Raw genomic sequence first — 25,313 nt, 5'->3', positions numbered from 1 at the left:
CTCGGACGGTGAAGGTTCTCGCGGCGATGAGTGGTGGAGTGGACTCGGCGGTGGCCGCGGCCCGGGCGGTGGACGCGGGGCACGACGTGGTCGGCGTGCACCTCGCGCTCAGCCGGATGCCGGGCACGCTGCGGACGGGCAGCCGCGGCTGCTGCACGATCGAGGACTCGATGGACGCGCAGCGCGCGGCGAACGTGCTCGGCATCCCCTACTACGTGTGGGACTTCTCGGAGCGCTTCAAGCTCGACGTCGTCGACGACTTCGTGGCCGAGTACTCCGCGGGCCGCACCCCGAACCCCTGCATGCGCTGCAACGAGCGGATCAAGTTCGCCGCACTGCTCGAGAAGGCGCTCGACCTCGGCTTCGACGCGGTCTGCACCGGCCACTACGCCTCCCTCGTCACCCTGCCCGACGGCGGGCGCGAGCTGCACCGGGCGAGCGACGAGGCGAAGGACCAGTCCTACGTCCTCGGCGTCCTGACCACCGATCAGCTGGCGCATTCGATGTTCCCGCTCGGGACCACGCCGTCGAAGGCCGTGGTGCGGGCCGAGGCCGCCGAGCGCGGCCTGAGCGTCGCGAACAAGCCCGACAGCTACGACATCTGCTTCATCCCCGACGGGGACACCCGCGGCTGGCTGTCCGAGCGGGTCGCTCCGGAGCCGGGGACGATCGTCGATCGAGACGGGGCGGTCGTCGGTGCGCACGAGGGCGCCCACGGCTACACGGTCGGGCAGCGCCGGGGCCTGCACCTCGGCGTGCCGGCGCCGGACGGCCGCCCCCGCTTCGTGCTCGAGGTGCGACCGAAGACCAACGAGGTCGTCGTCGGACCGCGCGACGCCCTGCGGATCGGGCGCATCGCCGGCTCCCGGTTCACGTGGGCCGGAGCGGCGCCCGAGGACGCGACGACGCCCTTCCGCTGCGACGTGCAGATCCGCGCGCACGCCGATCCCGTGCCGGCCTCGGCCGTGGTGTCGGACGTCGATGGCAGTGTCGAGCTCGTGATCACCCCCGACTCCCCGCTCGACGGCGTCGCCCCCGGGCAGACCGCGGTCGTCTACCTCGGCACGCGCGTCCTCGGCCAGTGCACGATCGACCGCACCGTGGCCGCCGATCTCGTAGCCGCCGACCTCGGAGCCGCCTACCTCGGGGGCGCCCGCTGATGGCCGCCGACGAGACCGTCGCCGCCCGGGTCGACGAGCTGCGCGAGCGGATCCGCTCCGCGAGCGAGAACTACTACGCGGCCGACGCCTCCGTCCTCTCGGACGCCGAGTACGACTCGTTGGTGCGCGAGCTGGCCGCCCTCGAGGCCGAGCACCCCGAGCTCGCCGCCGAGGACTCGCCGACCCGCACCGTCGGCGGCGTCGTCGCGGCCGGTCTCGATCCGATCGACCACGCCGAGCGGATGCTGTCGCTCGACAACGTGTTCTCGGCCGACGAGCTGCGCGAGTGGTGCGAGAAGACCGTCGCGTCGGCCGGCCGCGAGATCGCCTGGCTCACCGAGCTCAAGATCGACGGTCTCGCGATCTCCCTCCACTACGAGAACGGGCGTCTCGTCACCGCCGCCACCCGCGGCGACGGGCGGACGGGGGAGGACGTCACGGTCAACGCCGTGCGGCTGCCCGGCATCCCCGAGCAGCTCTCCGGCGAGGGCCACCCCGCCCTGGTCGAGGTGCGCGGCGAGGTGTTCATCCCGGTGAAGGCCTTCGCCGAGCTCAACGCTCTGCAGGAGCGGCTGCGCGAGGAGGCCGTCGAGGAGTCGCGCGCCCGGTGGGCGGCTCGTCCCGAGACCACCCGCAAGCCGTTCGAGGAGGAGCGGGCCCGCGACAGCGCGCTGCGCCGGTTCCCGACCTTCGCGAACCCGCGCAACGCCGCGAGCGGAGGGCTGCGCCAGCAGCTCGACAAGAAGTCCGGGCTCGATCTGCGCGCCGGGGAGGCCCGGGTGCAGTCGCTCGCGCTCTACGTGCACGGCATCGGAGCGTGGCAGGATCCGCCGGTGTCCTCGCAGTCGGACGTGTACGGCCTGCTGGCCTCGTGGGGGCTGCCGGTCAGCGCGCACAACCGGGTGTCCGCCTCCGTCGACGAGGTGGTCGCCTTCGTCGAGCAGTACGGGCGCGAGCGCCACTCCGTCGAGCACGAGATCGACGGAGTCGTCGTCAAGGTCGACGAGCTCGCCCTCCACGACGAGCTCGGTGCCACCAGCCGCGCGCCGCGCTGGGCCATCGCCTACAAGTACCCGCCGGAGGAGGTGCACACGAAGCTCCTCGACATCGTCGTGAGCGTCGGACGCACCGGACGGGCCACTCCGTTCGCCGTGATGCAGAAGGTGAAGGTCGCCGGATCCGAGGTCCGCCAGGCCACCCTGCACAACGCCGACGTGGTCAAGGTCAAGGGCGTGCTGATCGGCGACACCGTGGTGCTGCGGAAGGCCGGCGACGTGATCCCCGAGGTGCTCGGCCCGGTCGTCGAGCTGCGCGACGGCAGCGAGCGCGAGTTCGTGATGCCGACGACCTGCCCCGAATGCGGCACGACCCTCGCTCCCTCGAAGGAGGGCGACGTCGATCTGCGCTGCCCGAACGCCGAGTCGTGCCCGGCGCAGGTGCGCGGGCGCGTCGAGCACATCGGCGGTCGCGGGGCACTCGACATCGAGGCGCTCGGCGAGGTGAGCGCCGCCGCGCTGACGCAGCCGCTCGTCCCCGCGGAGCCTCCGCTCCGCACCGAGGCAGGGCTCTTCGAGCTCACCCTCGCCGATCTGTTCCCGATCGAGGTCGTCGTCCGCGACTCCGAGACCGGTCTCGAGAAGCTCGACGCCGCGGGTCGGCCCAAGGTCGTCCGGCCCTTCCAGCGCAAGCGCCAGATCGCGAAGGACGGCCCGTTCGATCCCGACGCGGGCGTGTTCGCGGGGGACGAGTCGTCCGTCCCGTCCACCAACGCCACTCGCCTGATCGAGAACATCGACAAGGCGAAGACCAAGGAGCTCTGGCGACTGCTCGTCTCGCTGAGCATCCGGCACGTCGGTCCCGTCGCGGCGCGCGCGCTCGCGGGGTACTTCGGCTCGCTCGACGCCGTCCGCTCGGCCAGCCGCGACGAACTCGCGGCCGTCGACGGGGTGGGCGGCATCATCGCCGACGCCCTGCTCGACTGGTTCGAGGTCGACTGGCACCGCGAGATCGTCGATCGCTGGGCGGCCGCGGGGGTGCGCTTCTCGACTCCGGGACACCCCGGCCCCGGTGCCGCCGAGGCGGCGGGAGGAGTGCTCGCCGGGCTCACCGTCGTCGCGACGGGATCCCTCGAGGGCTACTCCCGCGAGGGCGCTCTGGAGGCGATCATGCAGGCCGGCGGCAAGGCGGGCTCGAGCGTCTCGAAGAAGACCGACTACGTGGCGGCCGGGCCCGGTGCGGGCAGCAAGCTCGGCAAGGCGGAGCAGCTCGGCGTCCGCATCATCGACGCCGCGCAGTTCCACCTGCTCGTCACCGAGGGGCCCGCGGCGATCGCCCCACCCGAGGAGGACGCCGAGTCCTCCGCATCCGGCCAGGCCGAGACCGACGCCGCGGAGGCCCCCGACGAGTCCTGACCCGTCCTCGGCGTCCGCACCACGGCTGGCCGAGCGGCGCGGAGCCGCTCGGTACACTGGACGCCGCATCCTCACGAACCACCGATGGAGACGTATGTCCGAGATCACGGCCGAGACGGTCGCCCATCTGGCCCAGCTGGCCAGGATCGACCTCACCCCGGAGGAGATCCAGACCATGACCCGGGAGCTCGGCCAGATCGTCGACTCCGTGGCCGCCGTCCGGGCCGTCGCCACCCCCGACGTGCCCGCGACCAGCCACCCCATCCCGCTCCAGAACGTCTTCCGCCCCGACGTGGTCGGCGAGACCCTCACCCGTGAGCAGGCCCTGTCCGGTGCCCCCGAGCACGACGGCAGCCGCTTCCAGGTGTCCGCGATCCTGGGGGAGGAGCAGTGAGCGCCCACGGAGCGGAGATCATCCGCCTGAGCGCCTCCGCGCTCTCCGAGAAGCTCGTCGACGGGTCGCTCTCGTCGACGGAGGCGACCCGCGCCCACCTCGACCGCATCGCGTCGGTCGACTCCGCGGTGCACGCGTTCCTGCACGTGGCGGAGGAGGCCGCCGTCGGCACCGCCGCCGACATCGACCGCCGTCGCGCCGCCGGCGAGTCCCTGCACCCGCTGGCGGGGATCCCGCTGGCCGTCAAGGACGTCATCGTCACGAACGACATGCCGACCACGAGCGGGTCGAGGATCCTCGAGGGCTGGCGTCCGCCGTACGACGCGACGGTCATGACGAAGGTCCGCGCCGCCGGCCTCGTGCCGATCGGCAAGACCAACATGGACGAGTTCGCGATGGGCTCGACCACCGAGCGCTCCGCGTACGGCCCGACCCACAACCCGTGGGATCTCGACCGCATCCCCGGCGGCTCGGGCGGCGGCTCCGCCGCGGCGGTCGCGAGCTACGAGGCGCCGCTGGCCCTCGGCTCCGACACCGGCGGCTCGATCCGCCAGCCCGCGCACGTCACAGGCACCGTCGGCGTCAAGCCGACCTACGGCGGCGTCTCGCGCTACGGAGCGATCGCACTCGCCTCGAGCCTCGACCAGATCGGACCCGTCTCGCGGACCGTCCTCGACTCCGCCCTGCTGCACGACGTGATCGCCGGGCACGACCCGCGCGACTCGACGTCGCTGCGCGACACCTGGCCCTCCTTCGCCGATGCGGTCCGCCGCGCCGACGTGAAGGGCCTCCGCATCGGAGTGCTCAAGGAGCTCGACGGAGGAGAGGGCTTCCAGCCCGGCGTCCTCGCGCGCTTCCACGAGGCGCTCGCGGTGCTCGAGGGCGCCGGAGCCGAGATCGTCGAGGTGAGCGCCCCCAGCATCGAGCACGCGGTCGCCGCCTACTACCTGATCCTCCCCGCCGAGGCGTCCAGCAACCTCGCCAAGTTCGACTCCGTCCGCTTCGGCCTGCGGGTCACGCCGAAGGGCGGCGGCACCGTCGAGCAGGTCATGGCGGCCACGCGCGAGCAGGGCTTCGGCCCGGAGGTCAAGCGCCGCATCATCCTGGGCACCTACGCCCTCTCGGCCGGCTACTACGACGCCTACTACGGCAGCGCGCAGAAGGTGCGCACGCTCGTGCAGCGCGACTTCGACCGGGCCTTCGCCTCGGTCGACGTCATCGCCTCGCCGACCGCGCCGACCACCGCCTACCGTCTCGGCGAGAAGCTCGACGACCCGCTGGCGATGTACCGCGGCGACATCGCGACGATCCCGGCGAACCTCGCCGGCATCCCCGGCATCTCGGTCCCCGCGGGGCTGGCCGACGAGGACGGGCTGCCCGTCGGCATCCAGTTCCTCGCTCCCGCCCGCGAGGACGTCCGCCTCTACACCGTCGGCGGAGCGCTCGAGACCCTGCTCGAGGAGTCGTGGGGTCACCCGCTCCTCGCGAAGGCCCCCGACCTCGCTCCCGCCGAGCAGTTCGCCTCCGAGGAAGGTGCCGTCTGATGGCCTCCGCGCACACGTCCGTCCCCGAGCTCATGGACTACGACGAGGTCTTCGAGCGCTTCGAGCCGGTCCTCGGCTTCGAGGTGCACGTCGAGCTCAACACCAAGACGAAGATGTTCTCGGACGCGCCGAACGAGTTCGGCTCCGAGCCCAACACCAACGTCACCCCGGTCGACCTGGGGCTGCCGGGCTCGCTCCCGGTCGTCAACGAGCAGGCCGTGCGCTACTCGATCAGCCTCGGCCTCGCGCTGGGCTGCTCGATCGCGCCGTCGAGCCGCTTCGCCCGGAAGAACTACTTCTACCCGGACCTCGCGAAGAACTACCAGATCTCGCAGTTCGACGAGCCGATCGCCTTCGAGGGCTCGGTCGAGGTCGAGCTGGCCGACGGCACCCTGGTCGACATCCCGATCGAGCGCGCGCACATGGAGGAGGACGCGGGCAAGCTCACGCACGTGGGCGGCTCCACCGGCCGCATCCAGGGCGCCGAGTACTCGCTCGTCGACTACAACCGCGCGGGGGTCCCGCTCGTCGAGATCGTCACGAAGCCGATCTTCGGAGCCGGGAAGAATGCACCGGAGTTCGCCAAGGCGTACGTGGCGACCATCCGCGACATCGTCCTCGCCCTCGGCATCTCCGACGCGAAGATGGAGCGCGGCAACCTCCGCTGCGACGCCAACGTCTCCCTCCGCCCGTGGGGCCAGGAGAAGCTCGGCACCCGCACCGAGACCAAGAACGTCAACTCGCTCCGCTCGGTCGAGCGCGCCGTGCGCTACGAGATCCAGCGCCAGGCGGCGATCCTCGCTGCGGGCGGCACGATCACGCAGGAGACGCGCCACTGGCACGAGGACACCGGCCGCACCTCCGCCGGCCGCCCCAAGAGCGACGCCGACGACTACCGCTACTTCCCCGAGCCCGACCTGCTCCCGGTGGTGCCCGCACCCGAGCTGATCGAGGAGCTGCGCGCCGCGCTCCCCGAGAAGCCCGCTGCCCGCCGTCGGCGGCTGAAGGCCGACTGGGGCTTCACCGACCTCGAGTTCCAGGACGTCGCCAACAGCGGCCTGCTGGTCGAGATCACCGAGACGGTCTCGGCCGGAGCGACCCCGCAGGCCGCTCGCAAGTGGTGGACCGGCGAGATCGCCCGACTCGCGAACGCGGCCGGGCAGGACCCGGCCGCCCTGGTCACCCCGACCCAGGTCGCCGAGCTCGCCGGTCTCGTCGAGAGCGGCACCCTGACCGACCGGCTCGCGCGCGAGGTGCTGCAGGGCGTCGTCGCCGGCGAAGGCTCGCCGCAGGAGGTCGTCGACGCCCGCGGGCTCGCGGTCGTCTCGGACGACGGTGCGCTCATCGAGGCGATCGACACCGCCCTCGCCGCGCAGCCCGACGTTCTCGCGAAGATCCGCGACGGCAAGGTGCAGGCCGCCGGTGCCGTCATCGGCGCCGTCATGAAGGCGATGAAGGGCCAGGCCGACGCCGCCCGTGTGCGCGAGCTCGTGCTGGAGCGCGCCGCCGGCTGAGCCGGTGCGCGGGGAGCGGAGGAGACGATGAGCGACCAGCCCGACGACTCCGTCCCCGCGCGGCTCGACCTGCCGAGTGGTGACTTCCTCCGTCCCCTGATGTCGAGCGACGCCGACCTCCTCGGTGCGGCGATCGGGGAGCGCCGCGCGTGGCTCGAAGCGCTCCTCCCAGGAGGGCCCGATCCGCACGACGATGTGGAGGCCCTCCGGCTCGTCGAGGGCGCTGCCCGCGCGGGCCGGGCGCACGCGTTCGTCCTCGTCGACGACTCCTGGACCACGGTGCGAGGAGCGTTGAGCGTCGTGCCCGGCGAGGGGCGCACGGCGACCGCGTCCTGGTGGGTCCTCCCGGAGCTGCGCGGATCGCGCACCGAGGAGGAGTTCGATGCGTTCGCGCGTCGCTGGCTGCTGACACGGTGGCCGTTCGATTCCGTCGAGACTCCGGACAACCACCCCGAGGACCCGGCGGCTCTGGCCGGAGCGAACATCCTCGCGGTGTTGCCCGACGCCCCGCAGCGCACGCCCCTGCCGGAGCCCGACCTCGACGCCGCGCGGCGGCTCTGGTCCGAGTACCCGGGCTCCGGACCGCATCCGCTGCCGCCGGTCGAGTCCTTCGGCGACTCCGTCGAGCTCGCCGACGAGCTGCTCGCACTGGTCGCGCGCGGAGTGAAGACCGCGACCGCGTCCCTGGTCGGCGACGATCCGGTTCCCGTGGCCGGCGATCACTGGATCGTCTGCGACGGGACCGGCGCACCGCGGCTCGTCCTGCGCGATGACGACGTCAGGATCGGACCGCTCGACTCGGTCGACGAGGCGTTCGCCTGGGCCGAGGGGGAGGGCGATCGCACCCGCGAGTCCTGGCTGTCCGGGCATCGGCGCTACTTCGCTCGCGAGGACCCGGAGTCCGAGCTCGAGGAGGTCGTGTTCGAGCGCTTCCGGGTCGTGTGGCCGCAGGCCGCCGCCGATCGCGCCGCCGCCTTCGCGACATCCGCGGCCGCGGCGCTCCCGGACTAGGCCGACTCGGGGTCCCAGCCCCCACTCTCGGGGGTTCCCCGGATGCCGCTCCCAGGAGTGCTGCGACAGAGTGGATCCATGGCCACTCTCACTCGCCCCCGTCGGGGCACGATCATCGCCGGCGTCTGCGCCGCGCTCGCCCACCGCTTCGGCTGGAGCCCGTTCCTGGTCCGTCTGCTCTTCGTGCTCTCGTGCCTGCTGCCGGGACCGCAGATCATCGCCTACATCATTCTGTGGATCGTGATCCCGAAGCAGAGGTGATTCCGCGCTCCCGTGTGGAGCGCACTCTGAGCGCACGTTCAGGAGTCCTGCGTGCGAGCGTCCTACCGTGTCGCTGAGCGACCGCTTCCACGCGGCGCCGAGGAGGAGATCATGGGATTCCTGGACCGACTGCTGGGACGCGAAGAGCCCGCCGAGAACGCACGACGCGATTCGGGACGGCCGGACGGGCAGCAGCCCGCCTACGGCACCCCGCCCGGACGCTCCGCCCGCAGCGAGGACGAGATCGCGATCGAGCGGTACCGCTATCTCCTGCGCACCGCGCCGCCCGAGGCGCTGGAGCAGGTGCACCGTGAAGCTTTCGAGCAGCTGACTCCGGAGCAGCGCCGGCAGGTCTTCCGCGAGCTGAGCGAGGGCGCGCCGGTCGGCGACGCCCCTCGGAGCGACGACCCCCAGGCGCTCGCGCAGTCCGCGACCCGCAGCGAGCTGCGTCAGCCAGGCTTCATGGAGCGGCGGTTCGCCGGCGGCGGCGCGGGCGGGATGGGCTTCGGGGGAGTCCTGGCGTCGTCGATGCTCGGCACGATCGCCGGATTCGCCATCGGCTCGGCGATCGCCGGTGCGTTCCTCCCGGACGCCGGCGGCGAGTACGCCGGCGGTGAGGGCGGCGAAGGCGATGCCGGAGCCGACGGCGGCGACGCCGGAGCGGACGCGGGAGGCGACTACGGCGGAGGCGACTACGGCGGAGGCGGGGACTTCGGCGGAGGCGACTTCGGGGGCGGCGACTTCGGCGGCGGCTTCGACATGTGACCGCACGACGGAGCCCCCGGACCGCGCGAGCGGGGACCGGGGGCTCCGTGCTGTCCGGGGCGCTCAGCTCTCGTCGAGCAGCATCGCCTTCACCTCGCGGCGCAGCACCTTGCCGATCATGTTGGTCGGCAGCTCGTCGATGACGACGATTCTCCGCGGCACCTTGTACGGCGTGAGCGCCTCGCGGACGAGCGCGCGCGCCTCCGACTCGTCGAAATGGGCTCCGGGCTCGAGCACGACGGCGGCCGCGACCATCTCGCCGCTGCGGGCGTCGGGGAGGCCGACGACCGCCGCGTCCCTGACCGAGGGGATCCGGCGCAGGACCTCCTCGACCTCGGACGGAGCGACGTTGAAGCCGCCGGTGATGATGAGCTCCTTGATGCGGTCGACGAGGCTGATGAAGCCGTCCCCGTCCATCGTGGCGATGTCGCCGGTGCGGAACCAGCCGTCCGTCGTGAACGAGTCCGCGGTCTCCTGGGGCTTTCGGTGGTATCCGCGGAACACCTGCGGTCCTCGCACCACGAGCTCGCCCTGCTCGCCGAGCGCGACGTCGACGGAGGGGTCCTCCGGTTCGACGATCCGCACGTCCGTGCCGGGCAGCGGCAGGCCGACGGTGCCCGCGCGCCGCGTGGGGCCGACGGGGTTCGCCATCAGGACCGGCGAGGTCTCGGACAGGCCGTAGCCCTCGACGAGGGTGCCTCCCGTCTCCTGCTCGAAGCGGGCGACGAGCGCGGGGTCCAGCGGCATCGCCCCCGAGATGGCGATCTCGATGCCCTGCAGCGAGACTCCCTTCTCGCGGGCCCGCGCGGCGAGCCGCTCGGCGATCGGAGGAACGGCAGGCAGGAACGTCGCGGGGTGCTTGCGCACGACCTTCAGCACGAGGTCGGGGTCGAACTTGGGGAACAGCACCAGCCGCGCCCCCATGCTCATCGCGAAGGTGAGGCAGAGGGTGAGGCCGTAGGCGTGGAACATCGGCAGCACCGCGTAGACCACGCAGTCGCCGCGGCGCACCGTCGGCACCCAGGCGCGGGACTGCGCGGCGTTCGCCGTCAGATTGCGATGCGTGAGTTCGGCGCCCTTGGGAGTGCCGGTGGTCCCGCTCGTGTACTGGATCACCGCGAGGTCGTCGGCTGTCGGACGCGGGTGAGCGGAGTCGATCCGGCGACGCAGCAGCGAGTCCCACTCGATCGCGCCGCGCACGCGCCCGGTGAGGGCGGCGCGGGATTCGCGCGCCTTGCGGATCGGCAGGCGGAGGGCCGCGCGCATCGGCGCGGGCATCGCCCTGGTGAGGTCGACCGCTACGACGGTCTCGACCCCGAGATCGGCGGGCAGCTCCTGGACCAGGGGCACGATGCGATCCCAGGCGATCGCGACGCGCGCGCCGTGGTCCTCGAACTGGTGCCGCAGCTCCCGCGGCGTGTAGAGCGGGTTGTGCTCGACGACCACCGCTCCCAGCCGGAGGACGGCGTAGAAGGCGACCACGTGCTGGGGGCAGTTGGGCAGGATCAGGGCGACCGGATCGCCCTCGCGGACGCCCAGTCGGCGCAGGCCCTCGGCCACGCGCTCCACATCATCCGCGAGCTGGGCGTAGCTGGTCGCACGGCCGAAGAACTCCAGCGCGACCTTCTCGGGGTACTGCGCCGCCGACTCCGTCACGATGTCGAGGAGCGAGCCCTCGGGGGGCTCGAGCTCCGCCGGCACTCCGGGTGCGTAGCTGCGGATCCAGGGACGGGGCGCGGGGCTGCTCACCCGCACCACTCTAGGCGCACGGGCCGACGCCGCCCCTCGGGCGGGCGTCGGCCACCGGCGTCAGGCTCGGGCGACCGCGTCCTCGACGGGCACGTCACCCGAGACGAGCTCCCAGGTCCGTCCGATGGACGCGGGCTGCTCGAGCACGGCGACGACCACGGCCGCGACGTCCTCGCGGGGGATGCTGCCGCGCTCGACGGTCTCGCCCAGCTCGACCCGGCCGGTGCCCTCGTCGGTCGTGAGCCCGCCCGGGCGCAGGATGGTCCAGTCGAGATCGGTCTTCCTCAGCGCCGTGTCGGCGTCGCGCTTGGCCTCGACGTAGGCGCGCCAGACCTCCTCGGTGTCCTCGGCCAGCGGCTCGTCGACGCCGATCGCGCTGATCTGGACGAAGCGGCGGATTCCGGCCGCGGCCGCGGCCTCCTGGCTGAGCACGGAGGCGCCCAGGTCGACGGTCCGCTTGCGCTCGATCCCCGAGTCGGGGCCGGCGCCGGCGGTGAAGACGAGGGCGTCGACGCCCTCGAGCAGCGCCGCGAACTCCTCGGCGCTCGAGTTCTCGAGGTCGTGGACGAGCGGCTCGCCGCCCAGTCGCACGATGTCCTCGGCGTGCTCGGGGTTCCTGATCACTCCGACGGACTCGTGCCCGGCGTCGTAGAGCAGGTGCAGGATCTGCTGACCCACCTTGCCGTGGGCTCCGATGACGGCGACTCGTGTCATGCGTGTTCCTCTCCTCGGCGGGGCGCGGGGCCCCGGTGCTTCCTCCGCCGCGGCGGCGGTGGCCCCATCCTGCCTGCGGCGGATGGGAGTGGCGTTCAGGCTGCCAGGCGGTCGTCGCGCCCGGTGACGGCGAGCAGGCGCGTCTGCAGCGGGGCGTCCTCGCCGACGGGGACGGGAGCGGCGAACAGCCCGCTCGCGCGCAGCGTCTCCTCCTGCGGCGCGAACAGCTCCCAGACGGCCGCCACGAGCTCCTCGTCGAGCGTCTCGTCGGTCCCGGTGGCGCGGGCGAGGTCCCAGGCGTGGATGGTGACGTCCGACACCTGCTCCCTGACCAGCTCGAGCGCCGTGACGGAGTCGCGACCGAGGCGCAGGACGGCCTCCGGTCGGGCGGAGGAGGCGGCTGCACGCGTGTCGGCCGTGACCCGGCTCCACTCGCTGCGCAGGTCGCTGCCGACCGGCTCGAGGCGGATCGGGGACTCGTCTCCGCCGGACAGCAGCGTGTGCGCGCGCTGCTGCTCGCGGACGACGTGCAGCACGAGCGCGCGGGTGTCCCATTCGGTGTCGGGGGTCGGCGCCGACCAGTCCACGACGGCGGCCAGGCGGCTCTCGAAGGCGGCGTGCGCGCGCTGCTGCAGGTCGAGCCAGCGGCTCATCTCGGTGGCGGTGGGGGAGGCGGGCTCGTGCGTCATGTCTTCTCCGGAGCGTCGTCGTCGGTGCTCGGGACAACCCGGATCGGCGCCGGGCCATTCCCGCAGCGGGTGAGCGCCTCCTCCTCGCTCGTCGCCGAGCGCCGTGTCGGAGGTGCGTGCGAGCATGACAGGACGGCATCGGCAGAGGGCGAGCAGGACGGCACGTGAGCAAACAGGACGGAAGCGGCCGGCAGGTCACGCTCGACCCCGTCGACGATCCGCGCGCCAGCATCCTGCACATCGACATGGACGCGTTCTTCGCCTCCGTCGAGCTGCTCGAGCGGCCCGACCTGCGCGGTCGCCCGGTGATCGTCGGGCACATCGGCTCCCGGTCCGTCGTCACCGCCGCGACCTACGAGGCCCGGCGCTACGGGGTCAACTCGGCGATGCCCATGGCCGTGGCGCTCCGCCGCTGCCCGCAGGCCGTCGTGCTCGAGCCGCACATGGACCGCTACCGCGAGGCGTCCCGGCGGGTCATGGCGATTTTCGACTCCTTCACCCCGCTCGTCGAGCGGCTGAGCATCGACGAGGCGTTCCTCGACGTGGCGGGAGCGCGCCGCCTGTCCGGCACGCCCTTCGCCATCGGCAACGCGATCCGCGAGCGCGTCCACTCGGAGCTCGGCCTCACCTGCTCCGTCGGGATCGCCAGCACGAAGTTCGTCGCCAAGCTCGCCTCCGGGCGCTCCAAGCCCGACGGCCTGCTCGTCGTGCCGTCCGACGGCGTCCGCGAGTTCCTCGATCCGCTGCCCGTGAGCGCGCTGTGGGGCGTCGGAGCGAGCACGGAGGAGGCGCTGCTGCGCCGCGGACTGACCACCGTCGCCGACGTCGCCGCGACCCCGCTGGCCGTGCTGATCTCCTCGCTCGGCGAGGCGACCGGCCGCCGCCTGCACGCCCTGTCGAACGGAGTGGACCCGCGCCCCGTCGACACCCGCGTCGTCGAGAAGAGCGCGGGCCACGAGATCACCTTCGCCGACGACGTCGCCGACCCCGAGCTGGTCCGTCGCGAGCTCCTGAGGCTCTGCGACAAGGTCGCGGTGCGCCTGCGCCGCGGCGGAGTGCGCTGCCGCACGGTGGCGGTCAAGGTGCGCTTCGGCGACTTCAGCACGCTCACCCGCTCCCGGACGCTGCCCGAGGCGACGGACGTGGCGCGGGTCCTCTACGAGGCGTCGTCGGCGCTGCTCGAGGCAGCGAATCCGATGCGCCGACCCGTGCGCCTCATCGGCGTGCGCGGCGAGCAGCTCGTCGACGGCGACGAGGTCGCCTTCTCGCTCTGGAACGACTCCGACGACTGGCGCGACGCCGAGCTGGCCGTCGACGGGGTCGCGGCGCGCTTCGGCACCGGGGCCGTCCGACCCGCGTCGCTGCTGGCGCGCTCGGCGCCGGAGTCGGCGAAGGGCATCGACCTCAGCGACACGCTCGCTACGCGGAGCCGATCGTCAGACTGACCGGCCGGTGGTCCGATCCGTTGGGCGGCAGGACCTCGACGGTCGCGGCGGGCACGCCGTCGGCGAGGGCGTGGTCGAGGCCGACCAGCGGGAGGAGCGACGGCCACGTGGCAGGGAACCCGATGCCCGAGGTGCGCACGAGCCCGGCCTGCTCCAGCACCGGGGCCAGCAGATGGTCGTCGGTCGCCGTGTTGAAGTCGCCCACGACGAGCGTCCTCCCGGACTCGTCGGCCGCGAGGGTCTCGGCCAGACCGGCGAGTGTCGCGTCGCGCTCCTCGTGGTCGCCCAGTCGGAACGACGCCAGGTGCACGACGAAGAGCCGGGTCGTGCCCAGCGTGGTGCCGATGTCGACCGCGAGCGCGCGGTCCCAGCCGAGCCCCAGATCCAGCGGCTCGCCGTTCGAGAGCACCTCCCGGCTCCAGACGCCCACTGTCCCGACGACGTAGGAGTGCGGGTAGGCCTCCGACAGCTCGTCGTCGACCGCGTCGCGCGCGTCAGCGGTCAGCTCCTGCAGCGCGATCACGTCGGGCTCGGCAGAGGCGAGCTCCGCCGCGACGGCGCCGGCCTCGCCGCTGCCGCCGATGTTCTGGCTGACGACCGTGAACGAACCGGAGCGTACAGCGGCAGCAGGCACCGCGACGGGCAGGACCAGCACCCCGTAGACCATCGCGAGCACCGTCACGGCCGCACCGGCACCGCGCGAGCGCAGGGCGACGGCCGAGGCGACGAGCAGGAGCACCGCGAGTCCGGACCACGGGATCGCGGTCTCGACGACCGACAACCAGCCCGACGCCTCCGGGAGCACGCGGTGGAAGGCGAGGAACGCGGCCAGCCCCGTGCTCGTCACCGCGACCGCGGTCGAGCGGACCGGGTGTCGACGGCGGGGGCGGGAAGGCATCCTCGATCATCGCATCGGCTCCCTCGACCGGGATGGGGGAGTGCTGTGCGCGCCCGCGCGGCGGTTGTCGCCGCCGAGAGCCGCGGAGTAGCGTTCGGGCATGCCCAACATCGCCGTGTCCCTGGCCGACAAAGTCACCTCCGCGGGTACCGCGACGATCTACGGGGAGCCCGTGAGCGTCGACGGCGCCACGATGGTCCCGGTCGCCCTCCGCTGGTTCGGCTTCGGCGGGGGCAGCGGATCCGAGGACGGTCAGGAGGGCGGCGGTGGTGGCGGCGGCGGTGCGGTCGTGCCGATCGGCGCCTACATCAAGGACGACCTCGGCCTGCGCTTCCAGCCCAACATCGTGTCGGTGCTCGCTGTCGGCATCCCGTTCGTGTGGGTGACCGGCAAGGCCCTCGCACGCATCGTGCGGGCCCTGAAGAAGTAGGGGCGCTCAGCGCGTCCGGATCGGGCGCGCGGTGAACCAGGTCGTCTTGGTGCGGCCGAATCCGACGACGAGTCGCTCCGCGTCGGTCGGGCGACGCGGGTCGTACACGACGACGACGGGCTCGCCCGCCATCCACGCGTCCCCTCGACGCTGCGGCGTCTTCAGAGCGCGCCGCTCCTCGCCGTTCTCGAGCCGGTAGGCGACGAGCAGACGCCCGGCCCGCGCTCCCGGGTCGTCCGCGATCACGCGCCCGCGGACCCGCCTGCCCTGTGCCAGCAGCTCGCGGCGGAGGCGTCGTCGCCGCTGATGGACGAGCACCTGCAGCAGCAGGAGCAGCAGGACGGCGAGAACGACGACCACCGACCACAGCATGCTGTCTATGATTGCTGACGAACACGGGAGTCCGGTGCACCGGACTGAGAGGAAGGCTTTCAGCCTTCGACCGTCGAACCTGATCTGGGTCATGCCAGCGAAGGAACGTTTCGATCTCCTCTTACTACCCGTGCCCTCCATTCGCTTCCACGAAAGGGCACGTCAGTGCAGAACACCACCACCCCCTCCGCCCGCACCGCTCCGCGCCGCGATCTGCGCTGGCGCGTCGTCGACATCGTCGTGGCGAGCGTCGTCGCCGTCGCGAGCGGCATCGTCTTCTGGGCCTGGGGCCTGGCGACGAACGTCCTCGGCCTCGCGTTCGAGTTCCTCCCCGGGCTCGGCGGGATCCTCGGCGGCGGCTGGCTCTTCGCCGGCGTCCTCGGCGGTCTCATCATCCGCAAGCCCGGTGCAGCGCTCTACACCGAGCTGCTCGCCGCGGTCGTCTCCGCGCTCATCGGCACCCAGTGGGGCTACCTGGTCCTGCTCTCCGGGCTCGTGCAGGGTCTGGGAGCCGAGCTCATCCTGGCCCTGTTCCTCTACCGCAGCGGCCGCCCGATCGTCGCTCTGCTCGCCGGAGCGGGGGCCGGGCTCGCGCTCGCGATCAACGATCTGCTCCTCTGGTACGTCGGAGTCGACGGGCTCTTCGCCACGGTCTACATCGTGTCCTCGATCGTCTCCGGCATCCTTCTCGCGGGCCTGCTCCCGTGGCTCGCGGTCCGCGGACTGGCCGCCTCCGGAGCGCTCGACCGCTTCGCCTCGGGACGCGAGGGCCGGGTGATCGACGGAGCGGCCGCGGGCGCCCGATGAGCGGCGCGGCCGTCTCCGCTCGCGGATGGAGTTGGCGGCACGCCGGGCGCTCCCGTTCCGCGGTCACCGGGCTCGATCTCGAGATCGCAGCCGGGGAGCGGGTGCTCCTGCTCGGCCCCTCGGGCGCGGGCAAGAGCACTCTCCTGCACGCTCTCGCCGGAGTCCTCGGCGGCGAGGAGGACGGTGCGTCGACCGGCGAGCTCGTCCTGGACGGGGACGCACCGGTCCGTCGTCGCGGAGTCGCGGGCCTCGTGCTCCAGGATCCGGACACGCAGGCGGTGCTCGCCCGCGTGGGCGACGACGTGGGCTTCGCCTGCGAGAACCTCGGTGTCCCGGCGGGCGAGATCCCGGAGCGGGTGCGGCAGGCGCTCGACGACGTCGGGCTGGATGTCGCGCTGGACCGGTCCACCTCGGCGCTCTCGGGCGGTCAGAAGCAGAGGCTCGCGCTCGCGGGTGTGCTGGCGATGCGTCCCCGACTCCTGCTGCTGGACGAGCCGACCGCGAATCTCGACCCCGACGGGGTCCGCGAGGTGCGCGACGCGGTCCAGCGCAGCACGGCGCGCAGCGGGGCGACCCTCGTCGTCGTCGAGCACCGGGTCGACGTGTGGGTCGATCTCGTCGATCGGATCGTCGTGCTCGGCTCGGACGGCGCGGTGATCGCCGACGGTGCGCCGTCGACCGTGCTCGAGGAGACGCGTGCGGTCCTCGTGGACGCCGGCGTGTGGCTGCCGGGGGAGCGCCCCGCACGCCGCCCGGGACCGGACGGCGCCGCCCCTCGAGCGCTGCGCACCGTGGATCTGGCCATCGCGCGACCGCTCTTCGGAGTCCGCCACCCGCCCCGCGTCGCGGAGGGACTGGACGTCGAGATCGGGCAGGGCCGCGTCACCGCCGTCCTCGGGCCCAACGGAGCGGGCAAGTCGACGCTCGCGCTGACCCTGGCCGGGCTCCTGGATCCGGCGGCGGGACAGGTCATCGCGTCGGACGAGGTCCGGGCCGGGGCGTCTCCGCATCCGCACCGCTGGCGCTCGAGGGAGCTCGCGGACCGGGTCGCGATGGTCTTCCAGGAGCCGGAGCACCAGTTCCTCACGGCGCGCGTGCGGCAGGAGCTGCACCTCGGCGCCCGCGACGAGGCGGAGCGCTCCCGCGCCGACGCGATGCTCGAGCGGCTCGGGCTGTCCTCGCTGGCCGACGCCAATCCGTTCACGCTGTCGGGTGGGGAGAAGCGGCGCCTCGCCGTCGCCTCCGCTCTGGTGCGCCGGCCGTCGGTCGTCGTGCTCGACGAGCCGACCTTCGGCCAGGACCGCCGCACCTGGGACGTGGTCGTGGACCTGCTGGCCGAGCTGCGGGCGGACGGGCGCGCGATCCTCACCGTCACGCACGACGAGCACCTCGTCGACGCCCTCGCCGATGGCGTCCTGCCGCTGGGCGCGGCTCAGGAGATCCGGCGATGACCCTCCTCGACGCCGTGCCCGCCCGCGGAAGGATCGCCCGGGCGAACCCCGTGGCGAAGCTGCTCGCGAGCCTCCTGATCGCGATCGTCCTGGTCCTCACCCTCGACGCGGTCTCGGCGGCGACCGCGCTCGCCCTCGAACTGCTCGTGCTGCCGTTCGCGGGGCTGAGGCTCGGCGACCTGCTCCGCCGCACGGCTCCCGTGCTGTTCGCCGCTCCGCTGGCCGGGATGACCACCGTCCTCTACGGACGCGACAGCGGGGCGGTGCTCGCCGAGTTCCTCTTCGTCAGCGTCACCGACGGCTCGGTCGCGCTGGGGGGTGCGATCACCCTCCGCGTGCTGGCCATCGGCCTCCCGAGCGTCGTGCTGATCGCGACGACCGATCCGACGGACCTCGCCGACGGACTCGCGCAGATCCTGCGCCTGCCGTCGAGGTTCGTCCTGGGCGGTCTCGCCGGCATGCGTCTCGTGGGCCTGCTCGTCGACGACTGGCGGACGCTGTCCATGGCGCGGCGTGCCCGCGGCGTGGCCGACGGCCGCGGCCCGGTCCAGGCTCTCCGCAGCCTCGCGGGTCGCACGTTCTCCCTGCTGGTGCTCGCCATCCGGCGGGGGAGCCGACTCGCGACCGCGATGGAGGCGAAGGGGTTCGGAGCGGACATGCCGCGGACCTGGGCGCGGGTGTCCCGCTTCGGCGGCGGTGACGCCCTCCTCGTGCTCGGCGGAGCCGCGATCGCGGGCATCGCCGTCAGCGCCGCCGTGCTCGCCGGCACCTGGAGCTTCGTGCTGCGTGGCTGAGCCCCTGACTCCCCGCGTCGCTCGCGCGCTGGCCCGCCGGATCGTCGATCGACGCGCTCGCACCGTGCTCGTCGACGGTCCGAGCGGATCGGGCAAGTCGACCTTCGCGGTGGACCTGCTCGCCCGGGTCCGCGCGGCCGCCGGCGCACCCGAGGCCGCACTCGTGCGGATGGACGATCTGTATCCGGGCTGGTCGGGCCTGGAGCGGGCGGCCACGGAGGTCGCCCGGGATCTCGTGCGCCCGCACGCCCTCCACGGGACCGGCCGCTGGCGGCCCTGGAACTGGGCGAGCGGGACGTCGGCTGGTCCGGTCGTGGTGCGCTGCCCATTGCTCGTCGTGGAGGGCTGCGGTGCCGCGACAGCCGCGAGCCGAGCGGTGGCGGATCTCACGATCTGGATCGAGACGGGCGACATCGAGAGGCGCCGGCGCGCACTCGCTCGGGACGGAGCGCTCTTCGAGTCGCACTGGGACGAGTGGGACGAGCAGTTCCGGCGCTACCGGCTGCGCGAGCGGCCCCGCGAGGGCGCGGACGTCGTGCTCGACACCGGCGCCTGACGGCGGCTCAGGCCCAGCCGAGCTCGTGCAGCCGGTCGTCGTCGATCCCGTAGAAGTGCGCGATCTCGTGCACGAGGGTCACGTGGATCTCGTCCCGCAGCTCGTCGAGCGTCTCGCAGGCGGCGAGGTGGGGCTCGCGGAACACCACGATGCGGTCGGGCATCTCGCCGAAGCCGTACCGCTCGCGCTCGGTCAGCGCCACTCCGTCGTAGACGCCGAGGAGATCGAGGGAGCCGTCCTCGGGACGGTCCTCGACCACGAACACCACGTTGTCGAGGCCGTCGACCATGTCGTCCGGGAGCTCATCGAGCTCGGCGACCACGAGTCGTTCGAACGCCGCTTCGTCCAGTTCGAGCATCGTCGCCTCCGGTATGGGAAAGGGCCCGGAGTCGTGACGACTCCGGGCCCTCCTGGGGTGAGTAACGGGGCTCGAACCCGCGACCTCCTAGACCACAACCAGGCGCTCTGCCAACTGAGCTATACCCACCAGGACGGTGTTCCGAGAGGGTGACCCTCCCGAAGCAACTGTACGAGACTACTACATCCGCGAGGCGAACTCGTCCACGACGGCGGCCGACACGGCCTGGACATCGGCGGTCGACGGACCCGGCTCGGCGACGAATGCGGCCCGGCGGTAGTACCGGAGCTCGCGGATGCTCTCGAGGATGTCGGCGAGGGCCCGGTGCCCGCCGTGCTTGGCGGGGGCGTTGAAATAGATGCGCGGGTACCAGCGCCGCGCGAGCTCCTTGATGGAGGAGACGTCGACGTTGCGGTAGTGCAGGTGCCCGTCGAGGCGGGGCATGAACTTGGCGAGGAAGGCGCGGTCGGTGCCGATCGTGTTGCCGGCGAGGGGAGCGTGCTGCTCGCTCGGCACGTGCTTCAGCACGTACTCGAGGACCTGGTACTCGGCCTCGGCGACGCTGACTCCGGAGGGGATCTCCTCGAGCAGCCCCGAGGTCTCGTGCATCGTGCGGACGAAGTCGCCCATGTGCTCGAGCGCCGACGCGTCGGGCTTGATGACGATCGAGAGGCCCTCGTCGAGGGGCTCGAGATCGAAGTCCGTGACCACGACGGCGATCTCGACGAGCTCGTCGACCGAGAGGTCGAGTCCCGTCATCTCGCAGTCGATCCAGACAAGACGGTCGGGGGCGCTACTCATGCGGGGCAGTCTATCCGCGGCCACCGACGCGCCGCGGGGGGCTCGGCCGGGCCTCGTACACTCGTTCTCCGTGATGACCCTCGTCTGCTGGATGCTGATCGCCAACGCCGTCTGGAACGCGGTGGTCTGGCCGCCCTTCCTCCGTCGCGTGCGGAAGGACCCCCGAGCCCGCGATGCGGACGGGCGCGCGACGACCTTCCTCCGGGTGCACTCGATCCTGATCGGGATCTCGCTGCTCCTGGCGGCCGTCTCGCTCGTCGTCGGCGTGGTCGGGCTCGTCCGGGGCTGACCGCCCGGGTCGGTCCCGCGTCGCTCCCGACCCGCCGACGCTGTCCCGGTACTCTGGACGACGGACGCCCCCGTAGCTCAGCGGATAGAGCAGGAGCCTTCTAATCTCTTGGTCGCAGGTTCGATTCCTGCCGGGGGCACGTCGACGCCGGTATCGCCGTTGTGCAGGCGATCGGTCTTCGTCGCGCAGCGCCTCCTCACCGAGGACGAGGGCTGACGGTCCGCATCCGGCAGCCGCGCTTCGGGGTGAAGTGCAGAGCCGTGCTTCCTTTTCCGCCGATTTCCAACCCTGAATGGGTGGCAAAGTCGGCTTTTCTCGCCTAACACACTGCTCTTTTCCGGGCAACACCGGCGTGTTTTCGAGTTTTGAGCACTGTGCTCGCCTTTGGGCACCTAGTCTGGGGGTGTCCGGAATTACAACGACGTAACGAACGGAGGTACGACCATGCTGCTCCTCGCTCTTCTCGCTGGAATCGCGGTTGCGTGGACGATCATCGCGGCGCCCCTCGCCGTACTGGTCGGCCGGGTTGCGCGTGCACGTGACGCGCACATCTGAGACGTGTGATCTACACCACCGAGAAGGCCCCGACCGCATCAGCGGTCGGGGCCTTCTCGACATGAGGGGCTCGGCTCACTCGACGGGGCGGGCGGCGTGCGCCGTGCGGGCGTCGTCGGAGTGCTCGCCCTCGACCCCGGTCTGCGGCGCGGAAGTCGTCGTCTGCTCGTGCTCGACGGGCGGGAGCTCTTCGACCGGGCGCTCGCGCGAGGGCACGTCGAGGCGGTCGACGTCGTCCAGAAGCTGGCGCGTTTCGTCGTGTCCATCGTTCTCGGAGGCGGCCGGCAGGACGATCGTCGGCGTCGAGGACGGACGCTGGTAGTCGGTCGCTCCCTCCGAGGCGCCGACCACGACGGGAGCGGGGGTCGCCGCGCGCTCGGGCTCCGGCGTCGGGCGGGCGGACTGCCCTTCGGGCTGGACGGCCTTCGTCTCGGGACGCGAGGTCTCGGAGAAGCGCCAGCGCTCGAGGTCGGCGAGGAACGCCTTGCGGGCACGCCCGGGCTTGTCGCGCCAGAGCACGAGGCGGTCGCGGAACTCGCCCACGCTCGCCTGGGTCTGATAGCCGCCGGTCGCCGAGGAGTGCTTCAGATCGGCGAGCTCGTGCGCGGCCCAGTTCGCCGCGACTCCGGAGCCCTTGACGGGCAGGAGGCGCAGGTGCGTCTCGGCCTGAGCGGACGCGCGGTCGCTCAGGATGCGCTCGGTCTGGCTGAGCACGTTCCACGCGGAGGCATCGACGGCGGCGTCGATCAGGGTCGCGATCACGGCGTTCTTGCGCTCGTGATCCTGCTGCCGGATCAGCCGCGCGATGGCGGAGCGGAACACGGCGGCCGTGATGACCACTCCGATCACCACCGAGAGCAGGACGACCACCGCCAGGAACACCGCCCGGTAGCCGTCCGCCGTCTGGATCCATTGCACGAAATCGCTCCACCACTGCATGTGCCGAACGTTAGCCCGGGCGTGCGGCGACAGGCGATCGGCACGCCGACCACCGGACGATCGATGCCCTTAGGCGACGCGGAAGACCTCGATCGCGTCGTCGACGCTCCAGAACTCGCCGAGCTGCGCACCTGCGGGCATCCCGGCGCGCAGGAGGCGGGCCCGGTACTTCTCGCCCTGCGGGTCGTCGACCAGCTCGATGTGGCCGACGATCGCGCCGGAGGCGGTGCTCACGCGCCAGAGCCGCCCGTTCACCCGGGTCAGCTTCGGGGGAGTGCGGGTCGCGTGCAGAGTGGACAGGGACATCGGTTCCTCCTGCTCGGATCGGGGAGCACCCACCGGCCAGGGTGCTCTCGCAGACTACGAGCGACCACCGACATCCCCGTCGGCTCCGCGGACTCAGCGCAGAGCGGTCCCGTGCACGGCGAACTCCTCGATCGCCGCCGTCTCCGACTCCGTCAGCGGACCGGCGTCGAGTGCCGCGACGTTCTGCTCGAGCTGGGCGACACTCGAGGCGCCGATGACCGCGCTCGTGACGGTGGGGACGCGCAGGACCCAGCTCAGCGCGAGCTGCGCGAGGGTCTGGCCGCGTCCCTCCGCGATCGCGTTCAGTCCGCGCGCCCGGGCGAGGTAGTCCTCGTCGATCCGGTCGGAGGAGAGGAAGCGCGAGGTCGCGGCGCGCGATCCGTCCGGGACGGTCCCGTCGAGGTAGCGGTCGGTCAGCAGCCCCTGGGCGAGCGGCGAGAACACGATGCAGCCCGTCCCCAGCTCGTCGAGGACCGGGAAGAGGCCGTCCTCGATGTGGCGGTCGAACATCGAGTACCGCGGCTGGTGGATGAGCAGCGGCACTCCGGTGGACGCGAGGGCGGCCTGGGCGGCGCGGGTCTGCTCGGGGTCGTAGTTCGAGACTCCGACGTAGAGCGCCTTGCCCTGCTGGACCGCGGAGGCGAGCGCTCCCATCGTCTCCTCGATCGGCGTCTCGGGGTCCGGCCGGTGCGAGTAGAAGACGTCGACGTAGTCGACTCCGAGGCGCTCGAGGCTCTGGTCGAGGGAGGAGAGGAGGTACTTGCGGGACCCGCCGTCGCCGTACGGTCCCGGCCACATGTCGTACCCGGCCTTGGAGGAGATCACGATCTCGTCGCGGTAGGGACGGAAGTCCTCGGCGAAGATCCGGCCGAACGCCGTCTCGGCCGCGCCGTAGGGCGGTCCGTAGTTGTTCGCGAGGTCGAAGTGGGTGATCCCCAGGTCGAACGCGCGGCGCAGGATCGCGCGCTGCGTGTCGAGGGGGCGGTCGGAGCCGAAGTTGTGCCAGAGGCCGAGAGAGAGCGCGGGAAGCTTCAGCCCGCTCCGTCCCACTCGTCGGTAGTCCATGCGGTCGTAGCGGTCGGGGGCTGCGTCGTAGCTCACTCCTGGACTCTATGCCAGCCGCCCCCGGGCGCGGAATGCCGCGGGCCCGGAGGGTGTTGACTCAGACGACGCGCCCGGCACTCCGGATGCGTCGCCGCGACAGGAAGTGAGTCACACGCACATGCGCACATTCGTACTCGCCGGGGGATGCTTCTGGTGCCTCGACGCCGTCTACCGCGTCCTCGACGGCGTGAGCGACGTCGTCTCCGGCTACACCGGCGGATCCACCGTCGATCCCGACTACGAGGACGTCTGCACGGGACGCACCGGCCACGCCGAGGCCGTCGCCGTGACGTTCGATCCCGACGTCATCCCGGAGCAGGTGATCCTCGACGTCTTCTTCACCCTCCACGACCCCCGTCAGCTCAACCGCCAGGGCAACGACGTCGGAACGCAGTACCGCTCCGCGATGTACTACTCCACCGACGAGGAGAAGGAGCTGTTCGAGGCGGCCCGCGACCGCGCCTCGGAGTGGTGGGACGGCTCGATCGTCACGGAGATCTCGCCCCTCGGCGTCTACTACCCGGCCGAGGACTACCACCAGGACTTCTTCGCGAAGAACCCGGGTCAGGGCTACTGCCTCGCTGTGGCACTTCCCAAGGTGAACAAGATCCGCAAGTCGTACTCGAAGTACATCACCGCGTCGTAGTCGTCCTCCCCAGGCGTCGATGACGCCGGTCGTCCCCAGAAGGGCCCGTCTCCACTCCGGAGGCGGGCCCTTCGTCACGACACTGTCCTCACGGCACCCGGGTGGTACCAGCCCCCTCCGCCCGGGTGCCGCTCCGGTCGCGATCGCGACCATCGACGAGAGGACACGACCATGACCGACACCCTCACCCTCATCGGAGTCATCGGCACCGATCCGCGGAGCATCGACACCGCGAACGGCAGCACGATGGCCAGCTTCCGGCTGGCCTCGGCGCAGCGCCGCTACGACCGCACCGAGCAGCGCTGGGTCGACGGATCCACGAACTGGTACACCGTGAACGCCTTCAACGGACTGGCCGGCAACGCCCTCGCCTCGCTCGCCCGCGGCGACCGGGTCATCGTCACGGGGCGGCTCGCCGTGCGCTCGTGGGAGAGCGGCGGCAAGTCCGGCACCGACGTCGCACTGACGGCCGAGGGGATCGGCCACGATCTCGCGTGGGGGACCACCCGCTACACGAAGACCGTCGGGCGAGCGGCGCCCGTGGCGGCCCCCACCGCGCCCGAGGCCTGGAGCGAGGAGCCACCCAAGGCCGTCGACGAAGCGGCCACGGGGGACTGGGGCGCGGTGACGACGCCGCTCGAGCCGTCGTTAGAATCGGTCGACACCCCGTTCTGACGAGGGTGTCCGGCGCGAGATCCGCGGCCGCCGGAAGGAGTCGAGTGAGCACACGGACCCCGGTCGACGAGCGCCTGCGCCGTGTCGCCGCCCTGCTCGCCGGTCCCGTCCTCGCCGTCGGGATGCTCGCCGGCTGCACCGCTCCCGCCGCTCCCGAGACCACCGCGTCGTCTCCCGTCGCGGAGGCGACCGCCGGTGCTCCGGCAGAGCCGGCACCGGTCGCCCTCGTCCCGGGCGGCTCCGCAGAGGAGAACCTGCCCTTCTTCGAGCAGGTGATCAGCGGAGTGGTCACCGCGGACGCCGAGGCACCCGGACTCAGCGTCGTCGACGCCCTGGTCGCGGCCGGCTTCTCGAAGGAGTCGATGCAGCTGACGGCCGACGAGACCTCGATCGGGCTCGACGCCGACACGGTGCTCGTCTCGGTGAAGCTCGGCGACTCCTGCCTGCTCGGCCAGTACGGGCCCAAGAGCGACGGCGTCCACGCGGTGGTCGCCGCGCCGATCGCGACCGGCGCCTGCCTGGTCGGCCGGACCGTCCCGCTCGAAAGCTGATCCCGCGTCCCCCAGCCGGTAGCCTGGACACGGCCCCCGGCCTCCGATCCGTCTGCGCGAACCGCGCCGCGACCGACGGAGGCCGTCATCCGGCCGCGGGTCTCCCGGTCACCGGGGAGGTCCC

28 protein-coding genes, 2 tRNA genes and 1 riboswitch are annotated in these 25,313 nt (G+C 72.2%); of the genes, 19 read left to right on the top strand and 11 right to left on the bottom strand.

Annotated elements, in window-relative coordinates; all coding sequences use genetic code 11:
• The first annotated feature begins 8 nt into the window (after positions 1-8).
• From mnmA to ASF48_RS13305, 8 genes are all read left to right on the top strand, one after another.
• A complete protein-coding gene (mnmA, locus tag ASF48_RS13340; protein ID WP_230671098.1) occupies positions 9-1,160 on the top strand; it encodes a tRNA 2-thiouridine(34) synthase MnmA in 1,152 nt (383 codons plus the stop codon).
• The gene (gene ligA, locus ASF48_RS13335) at positions 1,160-3,571 is read left to right on the top strand and encodes an NAD-dependent DNA ligase LigA (RefSeq protein ID WP_055792508.1); all 2,412 of its coding nucleotides are present in this window, start codon (positions 1,160-1,162) and stop codon (positions 3,569-3,571) included. The genes mnmA and ligA overlap by 1 nt, the downstream gene beginning before the upstream one ends.
• 94 nt (positions 3,572-3,665) lie before the next feature.
• Positions 3,666-3,965 (top strand): Asp-tRNA(Asn)/Glu-tRNA(Gln) amidotransferase subunit GatC, encoded by a 300-nt coding sequence (gene gatC, locus ASF48_RS13330; RefSeq protein ID WP_055792505.1) that lies wholly within the window; start codon positions 3,666-3,668, stop codon positions 3,963-3,965.
• Positions 3,962-5,509: an Asp-tRNA(Asn)/Glu-tRNA(Gln) amidotransferase subunit GatA gene (gatA, locus tag ASF48_RS13325; RefSeq protein WP_055792502.1), complete on the top strand. Its 1,548-nt coding sequence runs from the start codon at positions 3,962-3,964 to the stop codon at positions 5,507-5,509. The genes gatC and gatA overlap by 4 nt, the downstream gene beginning before the upstream one ends.
• Entirely contained in the window at positions 5,509-7,023 is a 1,515-nt protein-coding gene (gene gatB / locus ASF48_RS13320) for an Asp-tRNA(Asn)/Glu-tRNA(Gln) amidotransferase subunit GatB (RefSeq protein ID WP_055792500.1), read from the top strand. Before gatA ends, gatB begins: the two co-directional genes overlap by 1 nt.
• A gap of 27 nt (positions 7,024-7,050) precedes the next feature.
• Positions 7,051-8,034, top strand: a complete 984-nt coding sequence (locus ASF48_RS19065) for an ASCH domain-containing protein (RefSeq protein ID WP_235577252.1) — start codon at positions 7,051-7,053, stop codon at positions 8,032-8,034.
• A gap of 78 nt (positions 8,035-8,112) precedes the next feature.
• Complete coding sequence (locus ASF48_RS13310; protein WP_055792497.1) at positions 8,113-8,295, top strand: PspC domain-containing protein; 183 nt, start codon at positions 8,113-8,115, stop codon at positions 8,293-8,295.
• A gap of 111 nt (positions 8,296-8,406) precedes the next feature.
• The gene (locus tag ASF48_RS13305) at positions 8,407-9,060 is read left to right on the top strand and encodes a hypothetical protein (protein WP_055792493.1); all 654 of its coding nucleotides are present in this window, start codon (positions 8,407-8,409) and stop codon (positions 9,058-9,060) included.
• A 63-nt stretch (positions 9,061-9,123) separates the two neighbouring features.
• Here the strand turns inward: ASF48_RS13305 and ASF48_RS13300 are convergent, their stop codons facing one another.
• The 3 genes from ASF48_RS13300 to ASF48_RS13290 all read right to left on the bottom strand — a co-directional run bounded on the left by ASF48_RS13300 (position 9,124) and on the right by ASF48_RS13290 (position 12,212).
• Positions 9,124-10,809 carry a long-chain-fatty-acid--CoA ligase gene (locus ASF48_RS13300; protein ID WP_082481514.1) on the bottom strand — a complete coding sequence of 562 codons (1,686 nt, stop codon included), beginning with the start codon at positions 10,807-10,809 and terminating at the stop codon, positions 9,124-9,126.
• Between the two features lie 60 nt (positions 10,810-10,869).
• Positions 10,870-11,523 (bottom strand): SDR family oxidoreductase, encoded by a 654-nt coding sequence (locus tag ASF48_RS13295; RefSeq protein WP_055792487.1) that lies wholly within the window; start codon positions 11,521-11,523, stop codon positions 10,870-10,872.
• Between the two features lie 95 nt (positions 11,524-11,618).
• Positions 11,619-12,212: a TIGR03086 family metal-binding protein gene (locus ASF48_RS13290; RefSeq protein WP_200931014.1), complete on the bottom strand. Its 594-nt coding sequence runs from the start codon at positions 12,210-12,212 to the stop codon at positions 11,619-11,621.
• Between the two features lie 164 nt (positions 12,213-12,376).
• Between ASF48_RS13290 and dinB the strand changes: the two genes are divergently transcribed.
• Complete coding sequence (dinB, locus tag ASF48_RS13285) at positions 12,377-13,657, top strand: DNA polymerase IV (RefSeq protein ID WP_055792483.1); 1,281 nt, start codon at positions 12,377-12,379, stop codon at positions 13,655-13,657.
• Here the strand turns inward: dinB and ASF48_RS13280 are convergent.
• Complete coding sequence (locus tag ASF48_RS13280; RefSeq protein WP_082481465.1) at positions 13,632-14,555, bottom strand: endonuclease/exonuclease/phosphatase family protein; 924 nt, start codon at positions 14,553-14,555, stop codon at positions 13,632-13,634. The two genes, dinB and ASF48_RS13280, sit on opposite strands and share 26 nt — an antisense overlap.
• Before the next feature lie 100 nt (positions 14,556-14,655).
• On the opposite strand from ASF48_RS13280, the gene ASF48_RS13275 reads away from it, so the two are divergent.
• On the top strand, positions 14,656-14,985 hold the full coding sequence (locus ASF48_RS13275; protein WP_055792478.1) for a hypothetical protein: 330 nt from the start codon (positions 14,656-14,658) through the stop codon (positions 14,983-14,985).
• A gap of 6 nt (positions 14,986-14,991) precedes the next feature.
• On the opposite strand, the gene ASF48_RS13270 is transcribed toward ASF48_RS13275, so the two are convergent.
• Entirely contained in the window at positions 14,992-15,357 is a 366-nt protein-coding gene (locus ASF48_RS13270; protein WP_055792475.1) for a DUF3592 domain-containing protein, read from the bottom strand.
• Positions 15,358-15,371: 14 nt separating this feature from the next.
• Positions 15,372-15,480, top strand: a riboswitch (TPP riboswitch).
• 42 nt (positions 15,481-15,522) lie between these two features.
• Between ASF48_RS13270 and ASF48_RS13265 the strand changes: the two genes are divergently transcribed.
• Genes ASF48_RS13265 through ASF48_RS13250 form a run of 4 tightly spaced genes read left to right on the top strand, consistent with a single transcriptional unit; the run spans position 15,523 to position 18,965 of the window.
• Entirely contained in the window at positions 15,523-16,164 is a 642-nt protein-coding gene (locus ASF48_RS13265) for an ECF transporter S component (RefSeq protein ID WP_055792473.1), read from the top strand.
• Positions 16,161-17,615 carry an ABC transporter ATP-binding protein gene (locus tag ASF48_RS13260; protein ID WP_082481463.1) on the top strand — a complete coding sequence of 485 codons (1,455 nt, stop codon included), beginning with the start codon at positions 16,161-16,163 and terminating at the stop codon, positions 17,613-17,615. Before ASF48_RS13265 ends, ASF48_RS13260 begins: the two co-directional genes overlap by 4 nt.
• Complete coding sequence (locus tag ASF48_RS13255) at positions 17,612-18,409, top strand: energy-coupling factor transporter transmembrane component T family protein (protein ID WP_055792470.1); 798 nt, start codon at positions 17,612-17,614, stop codon at positions 18,407-18,409. The genes ASF48_RS13260 and ASF48_RS13255 overlap by 4 nt, the downstream gene beginning before the upstream one ends.
• Positions 18,402-18,965, top strand: coding sequence for a hypothetical protein (locus ASF48_RS13250; RefSeq protein WP_157603167.1), 564 nt, complete (start codon positions 18,402-18,404; stop codon positions 18,963-18,965). Before ASF48_RS13255 ends, ASF48_RS13250 begins: the two co-directional genes overlap by 8 nt.
• Before the next feature lie 7 nt (positions 18,966-18,972).
• Here the strand turns inward: ASF48_RS13250 and ASF48_RS13245 are convergent, their stop codons facing one another.
• The 3 genes from ASF48_RS13245 to orn form a co-directional block, all read right to left on the bottom strand.
• Positions 18,973-19,323: a metallopeptidase family protein gene (locus ASF48_RS13245; RefSeq protein WP_055792468.1), complete on the bottom strand. Its 351-nt coding sequence runs from the start codon at positions 19,321-19,323 to the stop codon at positions 18,973-18,975.
• 53 nt (positions 19,324-19,376) lie between these two features.
• A tRNA-His gene (locus ASF48_RS13240) sits at positions 19,377-19,452 on the bottom strand.
• Positions 19,453-19,503: 51 nt separating this feature from the next.
• Positions 19,504-20,124 carry an oligoribonuclease gene (orn, locus tag ASF48_RS13235; protein WP_055792465.1) on the bottom strand — a complete coding sequence of 207 codons (621 nt, stop codon included), beginning with the start codon at positions 20,122-20,124 and terminating at the stop codon, positions 19,504-19,506.
• A 73-nt stretch (positions 20,125-20,197) separates the two neighbouring features.
• On the opposite strand from orn, the gene ASF48_RS13230 reads away from it, so the two are divergent.
• Together ASF48_RS13230 and ASF48_RS13225 are read left to right on the top strand one after the other, a co-directional pair.
• Positions 20,198-20,413, top strand: coding sequence for an SCO4848 family membrane protein (locus ASF48_RS13230; RefSeq protein ID WP_442965581.1), 216 nt, complete (start codon positions 20,198-20,200; stop codon positions 20,411-20,413).
• A gap of 66 nt (positions 20,414-20,479) precedes the next feature.
• A tRNA-Arg gene (locus ASF48_RS13225) sits at positions 20,480-20,552 on the top strand.
• Positions 20,553-21,043: 491 nt separating this feature from the next.
• Here the strand turns inward: ASF48_RS13225 and ASF48_RS13220 are convergent.
• The 3 genes from ASF48_RS13220 to ASF48_RS13210 form a co-directional block, all read right to left on the bottom strand.
• Positions 21,044-21,907, bottom strand: coding sequence for a hypothetical protein (locus ASF48_RS13220; protein WP_055792460.1), 864 nt, complete (start codon positions 21,905-21,907; stop codon positions 21,044-21,046).
• A gap of 69 nt (positions 21,908-21,976) precedes the next feature.
• Positions 21,977-22,213 (bottom strand): hypothetical protein, encoded by a 237-nt coding sequence (locus ASF48_RS13215; RefSeq protein WP_055792458.1) that lies wholly within the window; start codon positions 22,211-22,213, stop codon positions 21,977-21,979.
• Positions 22,214-22,306: 93 nt separating this feature from the next.
• Entirely contained in the window at positions 22,307-23,314 is a 1,008-nt protein-coding gene (locus ASF48_RS13210) for an aldo/keto reductase (RefSeq protein ID WP_055792455.1), read from the bottom strand.
• 121 nt (positions 23,315-23,435) lie between these two features.
• Between ASF48_RS13210 and msrA the strand changes: the two genes are divergently transcribed.
• The 3 genes from msrA (at position 23,436) to ASF48_RS13195 (ending at position 25,189) form a co-directional block, all read left to right on the top strand.
• Entirely contained in the window at positions 23,436-23,963 is a 528-nt protein-coding gene (gene msrA / locus ASF48_RS13205; protein ID WP_055792452.1) for a peptide-methionine (S)-S-oxide reductase MsrA, read from the top strand.
• 171 nt (positions 23,964-24,134) lie between these two features.
• Complete coding sequence (locus tag ASF48_RS13200) at positions 24,135-24,638, top strand: single-stranded DNA-binding protein (RefSeq protein WP_055792450.1); 504 nt, start codon at positions 24,135-24,137, stop codon at positions 24,636-24,638.
• A 44-nt stretch (positions 24,639-24,682) separates the two neighbouring features.
• Positions 24,683-25,189, top strand: coding sequence for a DUF6993 domain-containing protein (locus ASF48_RS13195; RefSeq protein WP_055792447.1), 507 nt, complete (start codon positions 24,683-24,685; stop codon positions 25,187-25,189).
• Positions 25,190-25,313: the final 124 nt, after the last annotated feature.

It is taken from the genome of Rathayibacter sp. Leaf299 (assembly GCF_001423055.1).
Lineage (GTDB): Bacteria > Actinomycetota > Actinomycetes > Actinomycetales > Microbacteriaceae > Rathayibacter > Rathayibacter caricis.
This window is presented reverse-complemented; position numbering and strand designations above follow the sequence as displayed.